Origin of the sequence: Mesorhizobium sp. M1295 (assembly GCF_040318135.1) — a bacterium.
GTDB lineage: Bacteria > Pseudomonadota > Alphaproteobacteria > Rhizobiales > Rhizobiaceae > Mesorhizobium.
The window spans coordinates 79,012-98,185 of record NZ_JAMYLU010000020.1 but is presented as its reverse complement, the minus strand read 5'-3'; the positions used below and the strand labels follow the sequence as shown (position 1 = coordinate 98,185).

Sequence of the window (19,174 nt, the reverse complement as noted above, 5' to 3'; positions counted from 1 at the left end):
GAACAGCCGCGCAATCCTGCCTTTATGATCGGTAATTTCGATTAAACTTCCAGTGACATCACAGCGACCTGGAGGGCTCGGATGCCTTTGCGAATGATGGGTTCGTGTTTGCGGCGCGCGAGTATCGCGGTGTGGACTGGCTGGTGCAGCGTCGGCGCTCCCTCGACCAGGAACGATCGGAGTTCAGCAGTGAACCTGCGCGCATCGTCGCTACGCATATAGCAGGTGCCACCCGTTCGTCGGAGCATGATCTCCGCCAGAGTTTCCGATCCCGTCGAAAGCCGACAGATCGCCAGCTCGGCCAGCAGCTCTGCGTGCGTCTTTTCCAGCACGGCGGTATAGCCCGGGCGAATGTACGTTTCAGGGTCCACGTCGGACAGCGTTCTGGCAGCCGTCGAAACCATCACATATTCCTCGACCATCAGATGTTCGTAGGCGATCTCAGGCAGGTAGCGAGGCGCATAAAGCACGGCGATATCCAGATTTCCCATGCTAAGATCGCTGACCATCTGGTTTGAATAATCCGACTCGACATGGATCGAGGACTTTGGAAGGGCCTGGCATAGTGTCTCGACCCATCCGGGCAGGACCGAGCGGGTCATGCCCACCTGTGCGGCGATGCGCAAGGTGCCCTCGAAACGGTTGAACGCCCGCACGTCGTGGCGAGCTTGCGACCAGGTTGACAGCAGGGATCTGGCGTACGCTTCGAACCGCCGTCCCGCGGCTGTCGGCTCAGCGCCGGCGCGCCCGCGCTGAAAGAGCTCGGACCCGATCGCGCTCTCGAGGTTCTTGATGCGGGTGCTGATCGTCGACTGGGTCAACCCCAAGCGATCGGCGGTACGATTGAAATTTCGCGACTCGATGATGTCGAGAAAGGTTTCGATGTGATCTAGCTGCACGGGACCTCCCGATCGAAAAAGTCGATCATATTGCGCAGGATCATAAGCTTGATCAAACAATACTCAAGGCGGAAGCTGCCCTCGGTGAAATCGGCCGGCAGATCGACCAGGCTGAAGCTACGGAGCTGAGCAACGTGTTCATAGTCGACTGCGATTGTCACAATTACTGGTCAAGCGCGACCGTACTGGAGTCCTACCTTTCCGGCCTATGGAAGGACATGTTCGTTGAAGGCGAGAAGACAGGCCCCGTTGGCGCCTTCCCGCATGGCCATCGTCCCTGGTTTCATCCGCAGGACTTCTCCCGCAAGGACGTCCGTCCGAAAACAGAAGCCGACAACTATCTCATCATGAAGGAAAAACACCTCGACAAGTACAAGGTCGATGTGGCGATCCTGACCGGCGATGAGCCGATCGAGGCTTCCACCCTCGCCAATCCTTATTATGCCAGCGCCCTCGTCAGCGCCTACAATGACTACCAGATCGACCAATGGCTGCCGAAGGACGATCGCTTCATGGGCTCGATCATCATCGCGCCACAGGATCCGAAGCTCGCGGCCGCCGAGATACGCCGTCTGGGCAATCATCCGCGCATGGTTCAGGTTCTCGCTTCGCAAGGCTCCGTCAAGCCTTATGGCGATCCGTTTTACCATCCAATCTACGAGGCTTGCGCCGAGGTGGGGCTGCCCTTTGCCATACATCTGGGCGGCCATGGCGGCGTGAATTCGACCGCGATTGCTCCGGCCCCGACGACATTCTTCTGGGAGACCCATGCCATCCTGCACATGTCGGCGATTTCGCATGTCGCAAGCATGATTGCGCATGGCGTCTTCGAAAAATGGCCGGACCTCTACTTCGTGGTCATCGAATGCGGCGTCGCCTGGGTGCCGTCGGTGCTGTGGCGCCTGGACGCCGATTACAAAGCCCTACGCAAAGAGACGCCATGGCTGAAAATGCTGCCTTCCGAATACTGCCGGCGCAACATCCGCTTTTCCACGCAGCCACTGGAGCAGCCCGCAAATATTCAGCATCTCTGGTCCACTCTCGAGGCAATGGACGGAGAAAATACGCTGATGTTTGCCTCAGACTATCCGCATTGGGATTACGACGATGCCAACACGCTGCAAATCCCTCCTGCCTGGAAGAGCAAGATCATGGGGCTGAATGCGCTGGAGGTTTACAAACGCATCCCCCGCGCGCAAGCGGCGAATGCCGCCTGAGGAAGCAGACGATGCCCGAGAAGACATACATCTGCCGCGTCGACGAGATCGAAACCGGATCTCCCTTCATCGCCAAGATCCGCAGCCTTTCGGTCGGCGTTTTTCGCATCGGAGACTCATTCCACGCGCTGCTGAATGTTTGTCCGCACCGCGGCGCTCCGCTTTGCGAGGGGCCGCAATGCGGAACAACTGCACCGGTCGAAGAGGCGCAATTCATCTATCACCGCGAAAACGAGATCGTGCGCTGCGCCTGGCATGGCTGGGAATTCGACATCAAATCAGGCGCGGCCCTGGTCGATCCGTCCGTTCGCGCGCGCACATTTCCAGTAACCGTCGAAGCGGGCAGCATCTATGTGACGGCCTGATTGAGGTACGGATTCGAAGAGTAGAAGAAAGGTGATCGAAACTAACTTCACAGGTGCTTGACGAACAATAACGCGGAAAATCCGTAATGGGAGAGTCAAATGTCAGAATCTGAATACAAGCTTGGTATCGCTCAAAGCCTGATTGGTCACGGCAAGATTTCCCGCCGTGACTTCATTCATCTTGGGCTGGCCGCTGGGCTGACGGTCACCGCTGCGGACAAGCTCTTTGTCAGCACGGCCCGGGCCGAACCGCTGCAGGGCGGCTTCGCCAAGCTCGGCATGGCACATGGCGCAACGACGGATTCGATCGATCCGGCCGGCTACCCGGACACATTCACACAAACGGCATTCTCCGGCTCGATGTCCAACAGCCTCACCGAGGTCGACGCGAAAGGTAACGTCCAACCGGATCTTGCCGAGAGCTTTGAATCATCCGACGGCGCCAAAACCTGGGTCTTCAAGCTGCGCAAGGGCGCAACCTTCCACAATGGCAAGAATGTGACGGCGGACGATGTCGTGACTTCGCTGCGCTATCATATGGGCGACGAAACCAAATCGGCGGCGAAGCCGCTGCTTGAGCCCGTGGCCAGCATCAAGGCGGATGGCCCGGAGACGGTTGTCTTCACGCTGAAGAGCGGCAACGCCGATTTCCCCTACATCATGAGTGACTACCATCTGGTCATCATGCCGGCCAAGGACGGCAAGGCGGATTGGGGATCGGGCGTTCGCACCGGTGCTTTCGTGCTCGAGAATTTCCAGCCCGGCGTCTCGGCCAAACTCAAGCGCAATCCGAACTATTTCAAGAACGGCAAGCCCTATCTCGACGAGGTGGAGTTCATCGCCATCACCGATCTCGCCGCTCGCATGGCCGCGTTATCGACAGGGGAGGTGGACTATATTGGCCGCGCCGACCTCAAGACCCTCGGCATGTTGAAACGCAATCCCAAGGTGGAGATCGTCGAGGTCACCGGCTATGGCCACTATACCTTGCCGATGAATGTCACGGTTGCGCCGTTCGACAATCCAGACGTCCGAATGGCTTTGAAATGGGCGATTAACCGTCAGGAGATCGTCGACAAGATCTTTCTCGGCCACGCCACGGTGGCCAACGACAACCCGATCGCCCCGGCGATCAAATTCGCCACGAATCCGCAGCCGCAGCACAGTTTCGATCCGGAAAAATCCAAGCATTACCTGAAAAAGGCCGGAATGGAAAAGCTGAAGATGGACCTCTCGGTCGCCGATGCCGCCTTTGCCGGCGCTGTGGACGCGGCTGCCCTCATCCGCGAGACGGCAGCCCAGTGCGGCATCGACGTAAACGTCGTGCGTGAGGCCGAGGACGCCTATTGGGACAATGTCTGGCTCAAGAAACCCTGGTGCGCTTCCTATTGGAGCGGTCGCGCGACGGCCGACTGGATGTTCACGCAAGCCTTCGCCGCAGACTCCAGCTGGAACGAGTCGTTCTGGAAAAATCCCCGCTTCAACGAGTTGCTTGTCCAGGCGCGCGCCGAGACGGACGAGGCCAAGCGGGCGGCAATGTATGCCGAGATGCAGCAACTGACCCATGATGATGGCGGCAGCATCGTGCTGGTCTTCAATAATTTCGTCAGCGCCAAATCCAATAAGCTCGCACATGGCGAGGTGGCGCCGAACTGGGAGAATGATGGATTGAAGATGGCCGAACGCTGGTGGATCGCCACTGCGTGAGAGTGCGGGCCGGACCCGCGATGGCTATTAGGCTCCGGCTTGCAACCGCGTGCCCTGACTGGTGTGGCAGGGCGGCGGCAGCAACGAGAAACGCGTACCCATGAACCCCGTCGCAAGAACGGTTCTGCAGCGCCTTGGCCTCGGCCTGGTCACGCTGTTCATCGTGTCCATCATCATCTTCTCTGCGATTGCAATGCTGCCGGGCGACTTCGCCAAGGCGATGCTCGGGCAATCGGCGACACCCGAAACGGTCGTCGCCTTCCAGCGAGAAATCGGCATCGACCGTCCGCCTGTCGAGCGCTATTTCGTCTGGGTCGGGCAGATGCTCCACGGTGATTTCGGCTCTTCATTCGCGAGCCGCACCGGATACCGGCGCACCGTCGCCGAGATTATCGCCCCGCGCCTCTACAATACGATGTTCCTTGCATCGATGACGGCGCTGATAGCAGTTCCGCTGGCCCTGGGATTGGGCATCCTCGCTGCGCTCTACCGCAATGGCTGGTTCGACCGGCTGGTGAACGCAGTGACGCTGACGACCATTTCGTTCCCCGAGTTTTTCGTCGCCTATATGCTTGCCTACCTCGTCATCTCGCGCGACACGTTCATCGGATCCGAGTTCGCACAATCCCTGCCGCACTGGCTCGCGGTCTCGCTGAACTGGATACTCAATGCAGTTCCTAAGTTCCCGACATTGTCGAATGTGAACGATCAGACGCCGTTTTGGGAACATGTCTGGAGAGTAGCCTTGCCGGCGATCACTCTTACGCTCGTCATCGTGGCGCACATGATGCGAATGACACGAGCGGCGATCATCAACATGCTGGCAAGCCCATATATCGACATGGCGCGTCTCAAGGGAATGTCGCCCATGGCCATCGTACTCAGGCATGCCTTGCCCAACGCATGGGCTCCGATCGTCACGGTGGTGGCGTTCAATCTTGCTTATCTCGTCGTCGGAGTGGTCGTGGTCGAAGTGGTATTCGTCTATCCCGGCATCGGTCAGCTGATGGTTGACGGGGTCAAATCAAGGGATGTTCCGGTGGTCCAGGCCTGCGCCCTGATTTTCGCCGCGACCTACATCCTGCTCAATCTGACCGCCGATATTATTTCCATCGCCACCAATCCAAGACTCTTGCATCCACGATGACCAGCTACGAACCCATGGCTCAGGTTCACAGGCTGAGGCGCTCGCGCGCCACCCGTGCGAAAACGGCGCTGAAGAAGGCACCCTTCAGTGCATGGTTCGGCATCCTCGTGATCCTCGGTTATGTCATCGTTGCGGTGTTCGCGCATTGGATAGCCCCATACGGCGAAACGCAGGTCTTCAGCGAAGCCTTTGCACCGTGGAGCCAGCAGTTCAAATTGGGAACCGACCAGCTCGGCCGGGACATGCTCACGCGCCTGATTTACGGTGCGCGCAACACCATCGGTATCGCCGTCGCGACCACATTGCTGTCCTTCGCGGTCGGCGTCTCGCTCGGCCTTCTTGCCGCATTGTATAGGGGATGGCTCGACCAGATACTGTCGCGTGCGGTGGACGTGTTGATGTCGATCCCAAGCCTGATCTTCGCCCTGGTGCTGCTCTCGATCTTCGGCTCGTCGATCACCAGCCTGATAATCATCATTGCGCTGCTCGATTCCACCCGCGTCTTTCGGCTCGCACGCGCCGTCGGGCTTAACGTGGCAGTGATGGAATATGTCGAGGTGGCGCGATTGCGCGGCGAAGGCCCGAAATGGATCATCGCCAAGGAAATCCTTCCCAATGTCATGCCGCCGCTGGTCGCGGAGTTCGGTTTGCGATTTTGCTTCGTATTCCTCACAATCGCGGCACTGTCCTTCCTGGGCGTCGGTATTCAGCCGCCGACCGCTGATTGGGGGTCGATGGTGCGCGAGAATGCGACCCTGATCACCTACGGTGATGTCACGCCGCTGCTGCCGGCCGGCGCGATTGCCCTCCTTACAGTCTCCGTGAATTTCGTCGTCGACTGGTTCCTGCACGCAACCAGCGGGTTGCGCGATGAAAGGTAGCGGTCCGGGCTCGCGCGAAAAAGGCAAGGATCTGCTGCAGATCCGCAACCTACATGTCGAGGGTTTCTCGGACGAGCGGTGGCATCCCATTGTCCGCGGGGTCGATCTGGCGCTGAAGCGGGGGGAGGTTCTTGGCCTGATCGGCGAGTCAGGCGCCGGCAAATCCACCATTGGCCTCGCCGCGATGGGTTACGCCAAGCCAGGCTGCCGTATTACACAGGGCTCGATCCTGTTCGACGGAATCAATCTTCTGGCACTCAGCGAAACAGGGCGGCGTCGCCTCAGAGGCTCCCGCATTGCCTATGTCGCGCAAAGCGCAGCGGCCTCTTTCAATCCGGCCCACCGACTCCTTGACCAGACTGTCGAAACAGTCGTGGCGCATGGGATTGCCAGCCGCGAGAAAGCGAACCGGAGTGCCGTCGATCTCTATCGCCGTCTTCAGCTTCCAGATCCGGAGACGATCGGCTTTCGCTATCCTCATCAGGTTTCCGGCGGACAGTTGCAACGGGCAATGACCGCGATGGCGATGGCTTGCCGTCCGGACCTCATCATCTTTGACGAGCCAACGACGGCGCTCGATGTGACGACGCAGGTCGAAGTTCTCGCCTCCATTCGCAACATCGTGGAGGAATTCAACACCGCTGCAATCTATGTGACGCATGATCTGGCGGTGGTGGCGCAAATGGCGGACCGGATCATGGTTTTGCGCCATGGACTTACCGTGGAGGAGGCAGAAACGCGCCAGATGCTCGCCTCGCCCAGCCAGGAATATACCAAGACGCTCTGGGCCGTGCGCAAGCTCGCCAAGCCCGAAGTTCCGGCCGATGACTATCTGCTTACGATAGACAACGTCACGGCGGCCTACGGCCGGGCGGTTAAGGTGCTCCAGGATGTCTCCATCAACGTTCCACGTGGAAGAACAGTGGCTGTGGTCGGCGAATCCGGTTCCGGGAAATCGACGCTCGCTCGCGTTGTTACCGGCCTGCTGCCGCCGCTTTCGGGATCGATTTCCTTTGCTGGCCAGGCCCTTTCCAAGACCCTGAAGGCGCGCCCAAAAGAGATCTTGCGCCGCATACAGATGATTTATCAAATGCCCGACAACGCCCTAAATCCGCGGCAGACGGTCGAAGAAGTCATAGCTCGTCCGCTTGAATTCTACCTCGGCCTCAAGGGTGCACAGCGGGATAGGCGGATCGGCGAACTCATGCACATGGTCGAGATGAGCGAAACTTACCTGGATCGTCTGCCGGCCGAACTGTCGGGGGGTCAGAAGCAGCGCGTTTGCATCGCCCGAGCGTTGGCTGCCGATCCGGAACTCATCATCTGCGACGAAATCACGTCCGCGCTCGACCAGATTGTGCAGGAGGAAATCCTGAAGCTCTTAATGCGGCTTCAGCGCGAGCTCGGCATGAGCTACATTTTCATCACCCATGACATTGCCACCGTGCGAGCGATCGCCGACGAGATTGTGGTCATGCACCAGGGGAAAGTCGTTGAGCAGGGATTAAAGAGCGAAGTTCTCACGCCGCCGCATGCCCCCTATACCGAACGGCTTTTGTCCTCCGTGCCGGAAATGGATCCGGATTGGCTCACAAGGCTGCTCGCCAGCCGGAGGATGTGATCGTCGGGCAGAGCGTCGCGTGTCTTCCATATCGCCACCATTTTACAGCTTGGCGGTCGGCCGTACGGAACAATGCGGGAAAATTGGCGGTTCTCGCCGCACCAACTGCAGAGCCTGCTTCTCGGCAAAGCGGTCGGTTCGTTCCGTCCATCGGAACGAACCGAGCGCACTTTCCTGACGTTCTTGTGAACGCCGCAATGATCGCGGTTCGGAATTCAATCAATCTTGGGTGGGGACTCCTGCAGCGGATTTGAATCGTGATCGTCGCGCAGCCGTACCAGCAGTGCCGACCGCAGGTCCGCTGCGTCTCTTCCGGCGATCCGATCGCCGGTCGCGAGCGGGTCAGGTGCTCTTCAGGGTCCCGTTCATCCCTTCCGGATAGAAGCCACCCTTGCTGACGCCGTCCTTGTCGGTGAGATAGACGATCCGCAGCACTTCTTTCGGCGTCCTGGTGAACGCGATCGCGTCGGGCGTCGAGGGAACGAAATTGGCCTTGCCATTCACCTGGATGCCCTGGTCCTTGTCTTCCGGCCCGTCGATCTTGTCTCGTGCATCGGAGACGGCGTTGGCGGCCTTCCAGCCTTTCTCTCCCTTCCGGTATAGAGTGGAGCGCGCCATTCCCATGTGGTAGGCCTCGACCGCCAATATGCCCGCCGCGGCGGCGAGGAAGTCCTTGTTCTTCAGAAGCGTCGCAGCACCGGCATAGGCGGTGACGCCGACATCCTCGAACAGCATGCCGCCGAGAACAAAGTTCGTTTCGTTGCCAAAGGGGTCGAAGTCCCGCCCGAGGCCCGCTGCCTCCGCAACCGCTTTGAACCCAGCATCGAAATCGATGGCCGGCCTGTCGACTGCGTTCTTTGCAAGCGTCTTGCGGTAGAACCGGACATGCGCGAGTTCGTTTTCAGCAACCTCCTGCATGAATTCGCCGATGGCGGGTGTCTCGAAGGACACTTTCTTTCCGCCGACCACATCGCCGGGTTTGGAACCGGCATCGGCGGCGTCGATGCCCTTTCCGGTGGTGCCGCGAAGGTAGTATTCGGCCTCCATGTATTCCAAGTTGAGCGCAAAGCGGAAAATGTCCTCGTCCTGCAGTTCCTCCTTGGCATAGGCGCGAGAAACCGGCGCCAGGCCCGTCGTGGCGGCGAGGCTGGCTCCCAGCCCAAACTGCAATGCGCGGCGACGGGAAAGGTGGAGTGAAGGGATGGCACGTATCATGGCTTCCTCCCAAAAGCCCGCCGGCGTCACCTGTTTGGCACCTTATCGCGGGCAACGCGCCCAACTCCGCCATAGGCGAAATGTTCCTGTAAAGGTCGGACTTTGCAGGGGTTGCTCCCGGATCAATGGCTTTTTGGGCAGCGTAACGTCGGAGTTGGCATCGACTATTTGTGACCAAGCCTCGAGTCCAGACATTGAGGTGACACATTATGAGCCGGATAGGCTACGCCCGCGTCAGCACGGTCGACCAAGAACTCGAAACGCAAGTCGGCAAGCTAAGGGCCGGAGGGAAACGAGCGGGCCGTGATAACCCAGGACAGCAAGGATGGCTGGAGGGGCTTCACGCCGGAAAGGAAAATTCCTGTCGACTTGTGAGACGAGTGGGCCATCCGAGAGAAGTTGGTATTCTGGTCGATCCATCCGGCCTTGCGATTTCTCGCTTTTGCTGCGTCTATCTATGAACCGGTCTGGCCTCTTCGTCGGATCAAACACGCTGGGAAGTCACAAGGAGTATATGCACATGGCAACTGGAACCGTGAAGTGGTTCAACAGCACTAAAGGGTTTGGGTTTATCCAACCCGACGATGGCGGTCAGGACGTTTTTGTTCACATCTCCGCCGTCGAGCGCGCTGGTTTGTCGAACCTCGTTGAGGGCCAAAAGATCAACTACGACATCGAGCAGGACCGACGTACCGGCAAGTCTTCTGCTGGCAATCTCCGCAAAGCGGGTTGATTTCTCTGGCGCGCCGTGGCGAAAGCCGCAGGAGCGCGGCAAGTCGCGAATGTACTGACCGCCGTGTAAAAAAAGCGCGCGAAGCTTGGTGTGATGGAGAGACCTGGGCAGCAGATTGCTGCGACGCTTCAGAAACGATCGTGTGAACCAGGTTGTCAGGTAACGGAAGGCGGGAAGTCCCCCGCGTTTTTCGCGTTTGCGTCCTCCAGCGTAGGATGGTTGGCGACGTGGTGTTGCCCCGTGGAGCACTTTGGCTTGTTGTATCCTACAGCAATGTCATTGAAGATAGCCTGAGTTTGGCCCCACATGGACATCGCGTCGGATTTTTCCTCCCCCTTTGTAGGTTTAAGCTGCCTTCATACTTGGCCAGGCTCAACAGTCCGGCCTTTTTCTTTTTGTGTGGGCTGCGGTACATTGGTTATGATGCGCATTCGCTATGAGGCGCTCGACAAGCATTATGACCAGTCAGGATCATCCAAATGGCAAATCCTCCACGCCGACCCACAAATCCGATGTCAGCCGCTGAAGCCGCCTTCAAGCCGATCAAAAAGCCGGCGGCGCCGGTTCGCGAACCGTCGGCTGCTCCAAATATCAGAGAGCTTGTTTCGATCAGGATCGATAGGGCGGTGCTGGACCACTTCCAGGAAGATGGACCAGGCTGGCAGGATCGGATCAACGACACCTTGCGGCGCGCTATCTCCAAAGAACCGACCAATGCCGATGACAAATGATCAGACGACTACTGATCGGCACGGCGCTGATAGCGGCGACGCAGATGGAGTTGAACGGAAGTATAAGCGTAAGCGATTGCGCACCATTTGGACAACCGACAACGCGCATCCTGGAATTTTTTCATCGAGCCGCGGCCGAACCCCTCTATGCTCCGGGCGGAGACCCGAATGGCATTTCGATTCGTACACACGGCCGACATTCACCTCGACTCGCCGCTACGTTCGCTGGTGCTGCGAAACCCTGATCTTGCCGAACTCGTGGGGGACGCCAGTCGCCAGGCATTTGTCTCGATAATAGACCTCTGCCTTGCGGAACGTGTCGATGCGCTCGTCATTGCCTTATCGCGCATATCGAAACAGCTCGTTTTTCCTGACACGGTCACGATCTTCGGCGGCCGCCCCCAGTCGGTGCTGCAAACGGCCGGCGGGCTTGACGTCGCATTCCATGGATTGAGCTTCGCGAACCCAAAGGCGCCGGAAAGCCTGCTGCCCAAGTATCCGGCGGCCCGGGAAGGGGCGGTCAATGTGGGCATCATGCACACCAGCCTCGCTGGATCGCCCGGTCACGATGTCTATGCCCCTTGCAGCATCGCTGACCTGCACGGCCATGGTTTTGACTATTGGGCGCTTGGGCACATCCACGTGCGCCAAGTCCATCCTGGAGCAAGCACCGTTGTGATGACGGGAATGCCGCAGGGCAGGGACATCAACGAGGCCGGAGAGAAATCCGCCACTCTGGTCACGATACGAGAAGACCGGTCCGTCGAGATCGAGGAAAAACTGACCAGTATCGCGCAGTTCGAGCGGGCGAGCGTCGATCTGACCGGGACGGTCGAATGGTCTGAGGTCGTCGGCCGTGTCCGTTCCGCGCTCGAAGGTATCCGGGGTTCCGTCAGATCCCGCCACGTTGTGGTCCGTCTCGGACTGGCCGGGGCGTCGCCGTTGTCATGCGCGCTGATCCGCGACAGGGACCTGCTGCTGGCCGAAGCCGAGCAGGCGGCGGAGCAGACGGGCGACACATGGGTCGAAAAACTTGAGCTTGATCTCGCTCCACAGAGCGCGGAAACAGCCGATGACGTCGCCGATCCGATTTTCGAACTCGCGCAATCCATGCATGCCAATGTCAAGTCTGAGGCCTTCCGCGCCGAGGCGAGGGCGCTTGTCCAAAAGATGATTGCCGATCTGCCGCCGGACGGGCGCGACTTCGCCGGACGGGACGAAGCTGGGCTGGAACTGTTCATCGACAAGGTGCTTGCCAGCGGTGCCGACCTGGTCACGGCCCGCCTCAAAGCAGGTGGAGCGCAATGAGGCTCCGGCGCCTTGATCTTATTCGTTATGGAAAGTTCACCGACGGGACGATCGAATTCGGCCCAAGGCCGGAGTCCGGTCCCGACTTCCACATTGTGTTCGGGCTGAACGAGGCCGGCAAGTCGACCGCACTTTCCGGTTATCTGGACCTGCTGTTCGGTATCGAGGAACGCAGCCGCTACAATTTCCTGCACGAGTACAGCGCGATGCGTATAGGCGGGGTGCTCGAACTCGCCGGCACTGAGCACACATTCACGCGCACGAAGCAGCGCACCAACTCGCTGCTGAACGCAATGGAGCAACCGGTGAGCGAGGTGGCGATAGCAGCCCATCTCGCAGGTCTGTCGCGGGACGCATACGAGACCATGTTCTCGCTGGACGACGAGACGCTGGAAGCAGGCGGAAAATCAATCCTGGAGTCGCGTGGCGACCTGGGCAAGCTCCTGTTCACGGCCAGCGCCGGTCTTGGGCATGCGAGCGACATGTTGAGCGCGCTAGAGACCGAAGCGGACGGGCTCTATCGCAAGCAGGCTCACGGAACCGAACTTGCGCTGCTCAAGAAGCGCCTTGCGGAACTCAAGTCGCGCAGGGACGCGATCGACACCTTGGCCTCGACTTTTGAGAGCCTTGAGGCCGAACGTCTTGACGCGGCGGAAAAATACGACCGCAGTATTGCTGAACGATCATTGCTGTCGGCTCGGCTTGACACCATTGCCAGGTACCTTCGCGCTATGCCGATCCTCGCCGACATTCGACGCAAGGCGGCCCAGCTTGCCGAGCTGCCTGACATCGCTTCACCATTGCGGACCTGGACAGGCACCGTCACCGGATTGATCGATGACGACGCCAGCCTGAGAACGCGGCTGTCAGGGAACATCGACGACGCCGAGCGAGTGACGACGAAAATCGTGTCGGTCGATGTGGACGAGGCGATCCTGGCAATGTCCGAGCGGGTTCGGGCGCTCGCGGATCGCAAAGTGCGCCATGTCTCCGCAGGCCTTGACCTGCCAAGCCGCAGGACCGAGCTGCAGATACTCGACAGCGCCGTGGCGAATTGCCTTGCCGCCCTTGGAAGATCGTCCGAGGCAGATCCGGCTGCGCTGCTTTTGCCTGCTGCCACAGTCGGCGCTGTTCGCGCCATGCTCGAAGAGCGATCGGGAATCACCACCGGCGTACGCGTTGCCCGCAACGAATGCGCGGCGGCGCTCGATGCACTTCAGGCGGCACGCGAGCGGGTTGGGCAAGAGAGGGGGGTGCCCGAACCTGCCAGGGCAAGGCTGGCCTCGGCCTTGTCGAAAGCGCGAGCCAGCGGGCACCTAAAAGACCTCAGGATGGCCCGCGAGGCGGAGGACGCGAGCACGGTTCGATGGGAGGCGGCAATCGCTCGACTGCATCCCTGGTCCGGAGACGCCGGGGCACTGGCCAGGGTGCCCGTCCCGAGTGTCACGCAAGTTGGTGCATGGAAGGTGCGGGCAGCTGGGTTGGGAAAGGGCAGGGCTGTCCTTTGCGAACGTCTCGCCGAATACCAGGAGAGTCACGACCTGCTCTCGGCTCGCCTGGATGCGCTTCGTGCCTCGATCGATGTGCCCGACGATGAAGCCGCCGCCGCCATCCGCCGCGCCCGAGACAAGGCGTGGGCCAGGCATCGGGGCGAACTTACTGGCCAAACTGCTGACGATTTCGAGGCGCTATTGGCGCGTGACGACAGTGTTGCAGCGGTTCGGCTGGCCAACGCGCGAGAGCTCGCGGAGATCCGGACAACGCTCCGCAGCCTCACCGAAACAACAGCCGCCATCACACGTATCCGCGACCAGCTTGCACAGATCGACCTGGACGATCAGGCTGTACTCTCCGAACTTCGCGAGGTGGCCAGCGAGCTACTGGCAGAGTGCCTGGAATTCTCGCCCGAGCGTCTGATCGAAACGATCGAGGATCATACCTCTGCCCGCATTGATGCGCTCGCGGCCTGGGAGGAGGTCGAGCTGGCACGCAAGAAGGCCCGCCGCGCGCTCGACGAGGGAGAGCAGATCCAGCAGGAGTTGATCGGCGGTGCTACTTCCGGCAAAGGCAGCATGCCCCCTTAGAGATCACAACCAGACCCGAGGACCTCCCGGCGGCTTCCGGCGGGATTCGGCGGCCTGATCAGCAGCTCTGCTTTGCGCTCTATTCGGCAAGCGGGCTGATGACCCGGCTTTACCGGCCGCTGCTCGATCCGCTGGGGCTGACCTACCCGCAATATCTGGCGATGCTCGCGCTATGGGAGCGAGCGCCAAGCACGGTGGGCGAGCTTGGCGAAGTGCTTGGGCTTGATTCGGCGACGCTGACGCCGTTGCTCAAGCGGCTGGAAGCATGCGGCCTGGTCACACGCCGTTGTCATCCCGTCGCACCACGTCGCGTGTCGCTGCACGTGCGGGGTATGAAGAACTTAAGCCGCTCATTGAGCTGGGAGAAAAAACCGAAACGTTCGAGCAACGATTGAGCGCGGCCCGCAATGCGGCGGCCCTACAAGCATGATTAAATTGATCTGGATGGTTAGCCGTTGGATCGCGCCGGGGCAAAGCCGCGACTTCTGAGGCATAGAGAAGATTGCTATAGCTCACAATTGTTGCTATCGTGAGTTATAGCAAGGTGCCCTATCACTCATGGTATGGAATTGGGAGCAAGCGGACTGGCCGCATTTTACCTACGATAAGAAGGCGTTGGAACCGCTGGAAAGCGAGTTCCTGTTGCGATCGGGCGAGTTCCTAGGCGTCTTTCGTCATGTCGGTTCCGACGATCGCGACCAGATCCGCATCGATCTTATCAGCGAAGAGGCCTTGAAGACATCCGCGATTGAGGGGGAGTACCTCGACCGCGAGAGCCTGCAATCATCCCTGCGCCAGCAACTTGGTCTGGGCGGCGAGACCAGGCGCATTCCGCCTGCCGAGCGGGGCATCGCTGAAATGATGGCCGATGTCTACTTGCATTTTGCCGATACGCTGACGCATCGCACTCTTTACGCTTGGCATACGATGGTGATGTCGGGTGAGCGTCGTATCGAGACCATCGGCAACTACCGCCAGCATGCCGATGCCATGCAGATCGTTTCCAATCGGCTGGATAAGCCCAAAGTTCATTTCGAAACGCCGCCCTCCGCGCGGGTGAAACCCGAAATGGATGCCTTCACTACTTGGTTCAACGATACCTCACCCAAAGGCAAGACACCGCTCCCAGCGTTGACGCGTGCCGCTATCGCGCACCTTTATTTCGAGAGCATTCACCCGTTCGAGGATGGCAACGGTCGCATAGGCCGTGCCCTCTGCGAAAAGGCGCTGGCGCAAAATCTGGGTGAGCCCAGCCTCATCGCGTTGGCCTATACGATAGAGCGCCGCCGCAAGGCCTACTACGACCATCTGGAGGCCAGCAACACGAGCAACGCGGTAACAGATTGGCTGCTCTACTTCGCCAACACGATCCTCGAAGCGCAGCGCGTAACGCTCGCTCGTGTCGAATTCTCCGTCGTCAAGGCCAAGTTTCACGAACGCTACCGGGATCACTTCAACGAGCGCCAGGAAAAGGTCATCGCCCGGATGTTCCGCGCGGGCATCGACGGGTTCAAAGGGGGGCTCAGCGCCGAGAATTATATCGCCATCACGCAGGCATCGCGCGCGACGGCAACAAGAGATTTGCAGGACCTCGTTGCCAACGGTGCACTGATAAGAACCGGCGAACGGCGACACACACGTTACGCGTTGAACATTCTTGATGGCCCCACGTAAACCAGAAGAGGCAGGCTGTCAAAGAGCCTGCCTGCCTGAGCATCGAGGGGTGGCGGGCTGCAACCCGGCAGGAGGTTCGTCGATTGGGTTACACGAGACCGGAAACGCAAAAAGTCGCGCGGTGCGATGCTGATTGTCCGGTCCCGGTTGAAGCCGGTGGTATAATGTTACCTCAACGCGCGTTGGGGGAAAGAAGCGCGCGGAAGGGGCGCGCTGGCCTTCGAGTGGTAGCGAGAAACCTGAACAAAACTCTTGGCAGACATCAAGGCCGGGCACATCAGCTCGGCTGCTGTATTGCGGCAAGCTTCCAGTCACCGCCGTTCTGCCGCGTAAAGGTCCACAGTTCGGTTGTCTCTGTCGGCTGATCGGCCTGGCCCTCGACAATCTTGTCACTGATGCGATCGCGGGTCACGTCGCGAGACTCGTAGCGCAAAGCAGCGGTCGCGTAGTCGCGGTCATTCTCCCGCCAGCTTTCCGCAATATCGGCCTCCAACAGGCTGACGTCCGACACGTCATTCCGGACGCCCTTTTTGGCATTATCGGCAAGTTCCTCGGACAGATAGGAAACCATCTCGGGCGTCACCAACCGGCGCAAGGCAGCATGGTCCTCGCGCCCGAATGCTTCTTGAACTTCCGTCAGCCGTTGCTGGAACGTGTCGAGGTCGGTTTTAGTGAGCGCGATCTCATCGGAAGGGCTGGCCTGGCTCGTTCCGCCAAATCCCGACCCGATGCCTGGAATGGGGAATGCTTGGACGTTGCTCGGCTCGGGCCGGGCTGCTGCGCTTCGCCCAAAGCTCCCAGCACCTCGCGAGGCACCGGCCATAGCGGGCTCTGGGTTTTGCGCCGATTGCGAGCGGAAAAAGCGAATGGCCAGCATGACCACGCCGCCGATCAGCAGCACTTGAAGGAGAAGGCCGAACATGCCGGCCAAGCCGCCGAACCCATGGCCCAAAAGAACGCCGATCAAGCCGCCGAGCAGCAGCCCCCGCATCATCGATCCACCGAGGCCGTTGAAGAAGCCTGGACGCTGGAATGCCTGCGGCTGGCGGGCCGCATTGTTCGTTGCCGCATTGGGCGTCATCGAGCGCTCGACCGGTGCGGAAGGCTGTGGCGCCGTCCTGGTCGGCGGGACCGGCTGGAAAGTGCGCATGCCGCGACTGCCGAAGCTGCCGCCACGGCGCGCATCGGCGTGATCCACAGCGACCATGGAAAATGCCAGGAACAATCCCGCAAACAAAATTGCAAACCGTCCTGAACGCGAAATCAGCATAGGCAAGTCCTCAAGTGACACTCTTTCCGCTCATATGGGGTGCGTCGATCGAAATATCAGTGAATCATCCGCCAAGAAAATTCGAACGACATGGTCGGCGGCACGCCGCTGTTCACGACGAGAATGTCGAGCGCACCAAGCAGACAATCGCCTGCTCGACCGCGCGGGCTCCTGCACCCGGCCGACCCGGCGACGGTCGCGTCAAGAGCATCGTTCGTGCAAGCCTCTTGCCATCGGTCTCTTGGCGACGACGCCGGCCCGCCTGATCTTGACATACATCTTTCTCGCATACTATCAACACCTCAGGCAAACCTGCCATACAGGTTGGCCCCCTGAACTGGAGATCGCGTGAGCACGGCGGTATCCGCAAAACATTCCGACGCAGCGAGCCTGGTCAGCAATACGATCGGCGAGATCACGCGCCATATTCGCGCGCATGAACTCGGGCCCGGCGACCGGCTGCCCAGCGAGGCCGCGCTTTCGAGACAATTGAGCGTCTCGCGCACCGTGGTTCGCGAGGCCTTCAGCTCGCTCGCCGCCATGCGGCTTATCGACCTGAGGGCAGGCAGACGGGCTACCGTCGCCGAGCTGGATTATGGCGCCATGTCGCTGGTGATCGAGCATGGCGTCCACACCGAGCAGATCACGGTGCAGCAAATCTACGACGTGCGCCGCACGATTGAGACCCGCACCGCCATGCTGGCGGCCTTGCGCAGAACAGCCGACGAAGTGGAAAGGATCAGGACGCATGCGCTCGCCATGCGCGAGAATTTCCAGCGGCCGGAACAGGTCATGGAGCACGATCTCGCCTTTCACCTCGAAATCGCCAAGGCTGCAAAGAATCCGGTTTTCAGCCTCATCGTCGGCGCGTTCGAGCGCGTATCGCGCCAGACCTGGCCGATCGGCTGGCGGAGCCGCCCTTCGGATGCCGAGCAGTTGGAGATGATCCAAATCCATATCGATCTCGCCGAAGCAATCGAGACCGGTGATCCTCAGTCCGCTCGCGACCTGATGGCGAGGCATTTTGACGAGAGCGTCAAGGCCCTGCTGGCGGCTGGCATCGCCTGAGGAGCGGGGTGCGCGATGAAGATCACGAAACTGGAAACGCTGCGGCTCAAGGAGCGGCCGAACCTTCTCTGGGTCCTGGTTCACACGGACGAAGGCCTCGTTGGGCTGGGCGAGACCTTCTTCATGGCCGAAACCGTCGAGACCTATCTGCACGAATATGTCGCGCCGTGCGTGATCGGGCGCAACCCCTTGCAGATCGACCTGCTTGCCGCCGATCTCGTCGGCTATCTCGGTTTCCGATCGACGGGCGCGGAAGTCAGGGGCAACTCCGCTTTCGATATCGCACTGTGGGATCTGTTCGGAAAGGCGACGGGTCAGCCGATCGCACAACTCCTCGGCGGTTTCACCCGGCACGAGATCAGGACCTACAACACCTGTGCCGGTACCGAATACATCAAGAAGACCACCGGCCAGACGACGGCCAATTACGGGCTCGATAAGCCCGGCGACGCCTATGATGATCTGAACGGCTTCCTTCACCGCGCCGACGAACTGGCGCATTCGTTGTTGGAGGAAGGCATCACGGCCATGAAGATCTGGCCCTTCGACATGGCCGCCGAGAAAACGCGCGGCTTGTATATTTCGCAGCCTGATTTGAATTCCGCGCTGGCGCCATTCGAGAAAATCCGCAATGCGGTCGGCGACAAGATGGACATCATGGTTGAATTCCATTCAATGTGGCAGCTGCTGCCGGCCATGCAGATCGCCCGCGAGCTTGCCCCCTACAAGACCTTCTGGCACGAAGATCCGATCAGGATGGACAGCCTGTCCAGCCTGAAACGCTATGCCGAGGCTTCGCTGGCGCCGATATCGGCTTCGGAGACGCTCGGTTCCCGGTGGGCCTTCCGTGACCTTCTCGAGACCGGGGCGGCCGGCGTCATTATGCTCGATATCAGCTGGTGCGGCGGGCTCTCGGAGGCGCGCAAGATCGCTGCCATGGCTGAAGCATGGCACCTGCCGGTCGCGCCACACGACTGCACCGGTCCAGTTGTGCTCGGCGCATCGACCCACCTGGCGCTCAATGCGCCGAACGCGCTCGTCCAGGAGAGTGTCAGGGCCTTCTACAAGACCTGGTACCGCGACCTTGTGACCGCTTTGCCGCAGGTGAAGAACGGCATGATCACCGTGCCTTCCGGACCGGGCCTCGGCATGGAACTGAACCCGGAGATCGATCGCGCCTTCACGGCGCTTCGACGGGTGACCGACGCATCGACTCTCTGAAAATGAACCTGAAGCAGCTTTCTACGGAGGAGG

General features: G+C 60.0%; 16 protein-coding genes and 1 pseudogene. 14 read left to right on the top strand and 3 right to left on the bottom strand.

All coding sequences use genetic code 11. The annotated features are described in order from the left end of the window. Positions 1 to 41: 41 nt before the first annotated feature. Entirely contained in the window at positions 42 to 899 is an 858-nt protein-coding gene (locus NKH29_RS24685; protein ID WP_352496494.1) for a LysR family transcriptional regulator, read from the bottom strand. A gap of 134 nt (positions 900 to 1,033) precedes the next feature. Between NKH29_RS24685 and NKH29_RS24680 the strand changes: the two genes are divergently transcribed. The 6 genes from NKH29_RS24680 to NKH29_RS24655 all read left to right on the top strand — a co-directional run bounded on the left by NKH29_RS24680 (position 1,034) and on the right by NKH29_RS24655 (position 7,837). Next, entirely contained in the window at positions 1,034 to 2,116 is a 1,083-nt protein-coding gene (locus NKH29_RS24680) for an amidohydrolase family protein (protein WP_352496495.1), read from the top strand. An 11-nt stretch (positions 2,117 to 2,127) separates the two neighbouring features. Then, positions 2,128 to 2,481: a Rieske (2Fe-2S) protein gene (locus tag NKH29_RS24675; protein ID WP_292653661.1), complete on the top strand. Its 354-nt coding sequence runs from the start codon at positions 2,128 to 2,130 to the stop codon at positions 2,479 to 2,481. 99 nt (positions 2,482 to 2,580) lie between these two features. Next, positions 2,581 to 4,188: an ABC transporter substrate-binding protein gene (locus tag NKH29_RS24670; RefSeq protein WP_352590893.1), complete on the top strand. Its 1,608-nt coding sequence runs from the start codon at positions 2,581 to 2,583 to the stop codon at positions 4,186 to 4,188. A gap of 100 nt (positions 4,189 to 4,288) precedes the next feature. Continuing rightward, positions 4,289 to 5,335, top strand: coding sequence for an ABC transporter permease (locus NKH29_RS24665; protein ID WP_353000758.1), 1,047 nt, complete (start codon positions 4,289 to 4,291; stop codon positions 5,333 to 5,335). Positions 5,336 to 5,349: 14 nt separating this feature from the next. Beyond that, entirely contained in the window at positions 5,350 to 6,216 is an 867-nt protein-coding gene (locus tag NKH29_RS24660; RefSeq protein ID WP_502896978.1) for an ABC transporter permease, read from the top strand. Continuing rightward, complete coding sequence (locus NKH29_RS24655) at positions 6,206 to 7,837, top strand: ABC transporter ATP-binding protein (RefSeq protein WP_352496498.1); 1,632 nt, start codon at positions 6,206 to 6,208, stop codon at positions 7,835 to 7,837. Before NKH29_RS24660 ends, NKH29_RS24655 begins: the two co-directional genes overlap by 11 nt. A gap of 342 nt (positions 7,838 to 8,179) precedes the next feature. Here the strand turns inward: NKH29_RS24655 and NKH29_RS24650 are convergent, their stop codons facing one another. Then, complete coding sequence (locus NKH29_RS24650) at positions 8,180 to 9,052, bottom strand: ferritin-like domain-containing protein (RefSeq protein WP_353000756.1); 873 nt, start codon at positions 9,050 to 9,052, stop codon at positions 8,180 to 8,182. Between the two features lie 520 nt (positions 9,053 to 9,572). On the opposite strand from NKH29_RS24650, the gene NKH29_RS24645 reads away from it, so the two are divergent. The 6 genes and pseudogenes from NKH29_RS24645 to NKH29_RS24620 all read left to right on the top strand — a co-directional run bounded on the left by NKH29_RS24645 (position 9,573) and on the right by NKH29_RS24620 (position 15,582). Further along, entirely contained in the window at positions 9,573 to 9,785 is a 213-nt protein-coding gene (locus tag NKH29_RS24645; RefSeq protein ID WP_031194806.1) for a cold-shock protein, read from the top strand. 479 nt (positions 9,786 to 10,264) lie between these two features. Beyond that, positions 10,265 to 10,516 carry a BrnA antitoxin family protein gene (locus NKH29_RS24640; RefSeq protein ID WP_352590899.1) on the top strand — a complete coding sequence of 84 codons (252 nt, stop codon included), beginning with the start codon at positions 10,265 to 10,267 and terminating at the stop codon, positions 10,514 to 10,516. 168 nt (positions 10,517 to 10,684) lie between these two features. Beyond that, complete coding sequence (locus NKH29_RS24635; protein WP_353000755.1) at positions 10,685 to 11,824, top strand: metallophosphoesterase family protein; 1,140 nt, start codon at positions 10,685 to 10,687, stop codon at positions 11,822 to 11,824. Beyond that, on the top strand, positions 11,821 to 13,908 hold the full coding sequence (locus tag NKH29_RS24630; protein WP_352911518.1) for an AAA family ATPase: 2,088 nt from the start codon (positions 11,821 to 11,823) through the stop codon (positions 13,906 to 13,908). The genes NKH29_RS24635 and NKH29_RS24630 overlap by 4 nt, the downstream gene beginning before the upstream one ends. A gap of 2 nt (positions 13,909 to 13,910) precedes the next feature. After that, positions 13,911 to 14,222 (top strand): annotated as a pseudogene (locus tag NKH29_RS24625) (MarR family winged helix-turn-helix transcriptional regulator); the annotation flags it as partial. A 244-nt stretch (positions 14,223 to 14,466) separates the two neighbouring features. Then, positions 14,467 to 15,582: a Fic family protein gene (locus NKH29_RS24620; RefSeq protein ID WP_352885455.1), complete on the top strand. Its 1,116-nt coding sequence runs from the start codon at positions 14,467 to 14,469 to the stop codon at positions 15,580 to 15,582. Positions 15,583 to 15,859: 277 nt separating this feature from the next. On the opposite strand, the gene NKH29_RS24615 is transcribed toward NKH29_RS24620, so the two are convergent. Beyond that, entirely contained in the window at positions 15,860 to 16,849 is a 990-nt protein-coding gene (locus NKH29_RS24615) for a Tim44 domain-containing protein (protein ID WP_353000780.1), read from the bottom strand. 351 nt (positions 16,850 to 17,200) lie between these two features. Here NKH29_RS24615 and NKH29_RS24610 point away from each other — a divergent pair, with 351 nt between their 5' ends. Next, positions 17,201 to 17,920, top strand: a complete 720-nt coding sequence (locus NKH29_RS24610; protein ID WP_352484283.1) for a FadR/GntR family transcriptional regulator — start codon at positions 17,201 to 17,203, stop codon at positions 17,918 to 17,920. A gap of 15 nt (positions 17,921 to 17,935) precedes the next feature. Further along, positions 17,936 to 19,141, top strand: coding sequence for a mandelate racemase/muconate lactonizing enzyme family protein (locus NKH29_RS24605; RefSeq protein ID WP_352590911.1), 1,206 nt, complete (start codon positions 17,936 to 17,938; stop codon positions 19,139 to 19,141). The last annotated feature ends 33 nt before the right edge of the window (positions 19,142 to 19,174 follow it).